This window comes from Micromonospora maritima (assembly GCF_902825405.1).
GTDB classification, from domain to species: domain Bacteria; phylum Actinomycetota; class Actinomycetes; order Mycobacteriales; family Micromonosporaceae; genus Micromonospora; species Micromonospora maritima.
Genome location: NZ_CADEAU010000510.1, coordinates 1 through 3,684 on the forward strand (window position 1 = coordinate 1; position 3,684 = coordinate 3,684).

Sequence of the window (3,684 nt, forward strand, 5' to 3'; positions counted from 1 at the left end):
CGTCGCCGCCCGCCGGGGCGGCCCGCCCCCGTCCGGCCCGGCGGCCCGCGCGTTCCAGCGGCGGGTGTTGGCGCAGCTCGACGCCGGCTGACGAAATTCGATGTCGTCGGGGCCCGTCGGATGACTAGGGTCGGACGATGATCGAGGTACGTGACCTCGCCAAGCACTTCCGGGTGCACCGGCGGCAGCCGGGCCTGGCCGCGTCGCTGCGCTCCCTGGTCCACCGCGAGCACGTCACCGTCCGCGCGGTCGACGGGGTCGGCTTCACCATCCCCGCCGGTGAGGTGGTCGGCTTCCTCGGCCCCAACGGCGCCGGCAAGACCACCACGCTGAAGTGCCTCACCGGCCTGCTGCACCCCAGCGCCGGCACGGTACGGGTGCTGGGGCACACCCCGCACCGGCGGGAGGCGGCGTTCCTGCGCCGCGTCTCACTGGTGATGGGCCAGCGCAACGGGCTGTTCTGGGACCTGCCGGCGGCCGACGCGTTCGAGGTCAACCGGGCCGTCTACGGCCTCGCCGAGGGGCCGTACCGGGCCGCGCTCGACGAGCTGGTCGACCTGCTCGGCCTCGCCCCGCTGCTCGGCCGGCAGGTGCGCGTGCTGAGCCTCGGCGAGCGGATGCGCTGCGAGCTGGCCGGGGCGCTGCTGCACCGCCCGGACGTGCTCTTCCTCGACGAGCCGACGCTCGGCCTCGACGTCAACGGGCAGGCCGCGGTCCGCGCCTTCCTGCGCGACTACAACGCCCGCCACGGCGCGACCGTGCTGCTGACCAGCCACTACATGGGCGACGTGACCGCGCTGGCCCGCCGGGTGCTGGTCATCGACCGGGGCGCCCTGCGGTTCGACGGCGACCTCGCCGCGCTGGTCGAGGCGCACTCGCCGCACCGGCTGGTCCGGGTCACGCTGCGCGAGCCCGCTCCCGCCGGCGCCTGGGCCGGGCTCGGCGAGCCGGTCGACGTCGACGGCGCGGTCGTCACGCTGGCGGTGCCCCGGGCCGAGACGGCGGCGGTCGCCGCCCGGCTGCTGGCCACCCTGCCGGTCGACGACGTGGCGATCGGGGACCCGCCGGTCGAGGAGATCATCCGGGCGGTCTTCGCCGGTGCGTGACGTCCTCACCGCCTACCGGGCGCTGGCGCGCGGCGGCACGCTGGTGGCCGTCACCTACCGGGGTCGGCTCGTGCTGCGCGTGCTCACCGGCTTCTTCCCGCTGCTCATGATGGCGGTCTGGCTGACCGTGGTCGCCGAGTCGGGCCCGCCGGCCGGCTGGACCAGCGCCGACTTCCTCGCCTACTACGCGGCGGCGACGCTGATGGCGAACCTCTCCGGCGACCACGTCGTCTGGCAGTGGGACGCCGACCTGCGCAGCGGGGACCTGTCGCTGCGGCTGCTGCGCCCGCTGCACCCGTTCCACCAGTACGCGGCCGCCGACCTCGGGCAACGCCTGGTCACCCTGGTGGCGCTCGCCCCGGCCCTGGCGTTGGCCGCGGTGCTCAGCCCCGCCCTGGACTACCCGGTCACCCCGGCCCGGCTGGCCGCCGCCGGGGCCGCGCTGGTGCTGGCGTACGCGTTGGGCCTGCTGACGGCGTCCACGTTCGCGTTGCTCGGCTTCTGGAGCACCCAGACCGCGAACGTGTGGCTGCTCTGGTGGGGGCTCGGCTCGTTCGCCTCCGGCTGGGTCGCCCCGCTGGAGCTGCTGCCGCCGTGGCCGCGTACCGCCGCGGTGGTGCTGCCGTTCCGCAGCATGATGGGCTTCCCGGTGGAGGTGGTGACCGGCCGGTTGGACGGTGGTGAGACCGCGCTCGGCTTCGCCGTCGGTCTCGGCTGGCTCGGCGTGTTCGGCCTGCTCTACCGGGTCGGTTGGCGTCGGGGCGTACGCCGGCACCAGGCGGTGGCCGGGTGATCCGCCGGCAGCTGCGGGTGCTGCGGATCTGCTGGCGGGCGGCGGTCGCCGCCGACCTGGAGTACCGGTTGCAGTTCCTCTCCTCCGCCGCGCTGAGCGCGTTCTGGATGGTGTGGGCGGTGGCCGGGGCCTCGGTCTACTTCCGCTTCGCCGGTTCGGTCGCCGGGTGGACCCACGGCGAGGTGCTCGTCGTCATCGGCCTGTTCTTCACGCTCAACGGCCTGCGCCAGACGCTGTTGCAACCCAACCTGGAACTGATGAGCGACCACGTCCGCCGGGGCACCCTCGACTTCCTGCTCACCAAGCCGTTCGACGCCCAACTGCTGGTGAGCCTCGGGCGGGTCCGGGTGACCAACCTGCTCGACCCGGCGCTGGGCCTGGTGCTCGTGACGGTGGGCGTGGTGCTGTCCGGACGCGGGGTGTCACCCGGCCGGCTGGCCGCGTTCCTGCTGCTGCTCTGCTGCGCCGCGGTGCTGCTGTACGCGCTGACCGTGCTGCTGATGGCGGCCACCGTGGTGCTGGTGGCGGCGGAGGACCTGGACCGGGTCTCGTTCGCCTTCGTCGAGCTGTCCCGCTTCCCGGTCGACCTCTACCGCGACCCGGCGCGCACCCTGCTCACCGTGGTCCCGGTCGCGTTCCTCACCACGTACCCGGGCGCGGCCCTGCTGGGTCGCCTCGACGCCGGGATGCTGCCGGTCGCGGTGGCGGTGGCCGCCGGCGCGGTGGTGGTGGCCACCGGGGCGTGGCGGCGGGCGCTGCGGTCGTACGCCGGCGCGGGCGGCTGACCTCCGCGCCGCCGGACCGCCGGCACCGGTGACTAGGGTGGGCGGGGGAGGTGCGGTGATCATGACGGAGCTGAGCGCGCAGGTCCGGGCCGGGCTGGAGTCGGCGGTGCCCGGCGGGGTGACCACCCGGGCGGCGGACCGGCTGCGGCTGGCCCACGACGCGTCGCACTACCTGCTGCACCCCGGCGCGGTGCTCACCCCGACCGACGCCGGCCAGGTCGCCGCGCTGCTCGCGCAGAGCCGGCGCAGCGGCGTCCCGCTGACCTTCCGCTCCGGTGGCACCAGCCTCAGCGGCCAGGCGGTCACCGACCGGCTGCTGGTCGACGTCCGCCGGCACTTCCGCGACCTGACCGTGCTCGACGACGGGAAGCGGGTCCGGGTGCAGCCCGGCGTGGTCCTGCGACAGGTCAACGCGCGGCTCGCGCCGTACGGCCGCAAGCTCGGCCCCGACCCGGCCAGCGAGTCCGCGTGCACCGTCGGCGGCGTGGTCGCCAACAACTCCAGCGGCATGACCTGCGGCACCGAGTTCAACACCTACCGGACGCTGGAGTCGCTGGTGCTGGTGCTGCCCAGCGGCACCGTGCTGGACACCGGCGCCCCGGACGCCGACGCCCGGCTGCGCGCCGCCGAGCCGGACCTGCACGCCGGCCTGCTGCGGCTGCGCGAGCGGGTGCGCGGCAACCCCGACTCGGTGCGCCGGGTCCGCGCCCAGTACGCCATGAAGAACACCATGGGGTACGGCGTGAACGCCTTCCTCGACCACGACGACCCGGTCGACCTGCTCACCCGGCTGGTGGTCGGCAGCGAGGGCACGCTCGCGTTCGTCGCGTCGGCGACGTTCCGCACCGTACCCGCGCACCGGCACGCCGCGACCGGCCTGCTGGTCTTCGACTCGCTCGGCGCGGCGACGGCCGCCATGCCGGAGCTGGTGGCCGCCGGTCCGGCGGCGGTCGAGCTGCTCGACGCCGCCGCCCTGCGGGTCGCCCAGCGGGACCCGAAG

At 75.2% G+C, this 3,684-nt stretch carries 4 protein-coding genes; all 4 read left to right on the forward strand.

The genetic code is table 11. The annotated features are described in order from the left end of the window. The first annotated feature begins 137 nt into the window (after window positions 1–137). On the forward strand, window positions 138–1,106 hold the full coding sequence (locus HUW36_RS28050) for an ABC transporter ATP-binding protein (RefSeq protein ID WP_099160833.1): 969 nt from the start codon (window positions 138–140) through the stop codon (window positions 1,104–1,106). After that, complete coding sequence (locus tag HUW36_RS28055; protein ID WP_174530883.1) at window positions 1,099–1,899, forward strand: ABC transporter permease; 801 nt, start codon at window positions 1,099–1,101, stop codon at window positions 1,897–1,899. Before HUW36_RS28050 ends, HUW36_RS28055 begins: the two co-directional genes overlap by 8 nt. After that, the gene (locus HUW36_RS28060; RefSeq protein ID WP_174530884.1) at window positions 1,896–2,684 is read left to right on the forward strand and encodes an ABC transporter permease; all 789 of its coding nucleotides are present in this window, start codon (window positions 1,896–1,898) and stop codon (window positions 2,682–2,684) included. Before HUW36_RS28055 ends, HUW36_RS28060 begins: the two co-directional genes overlap by 4 nt. Before the next feature lie 61 nt (window positions 2,685–2,745). Then, window positions 2,746–3,684 (forward strand): FAD-binding oxidoreductase (locus tag HUW36_RS28065; RefSeq protein WP_174530885.1); only part of this gene is annotated, 939 nt, incomplete at its 3' end.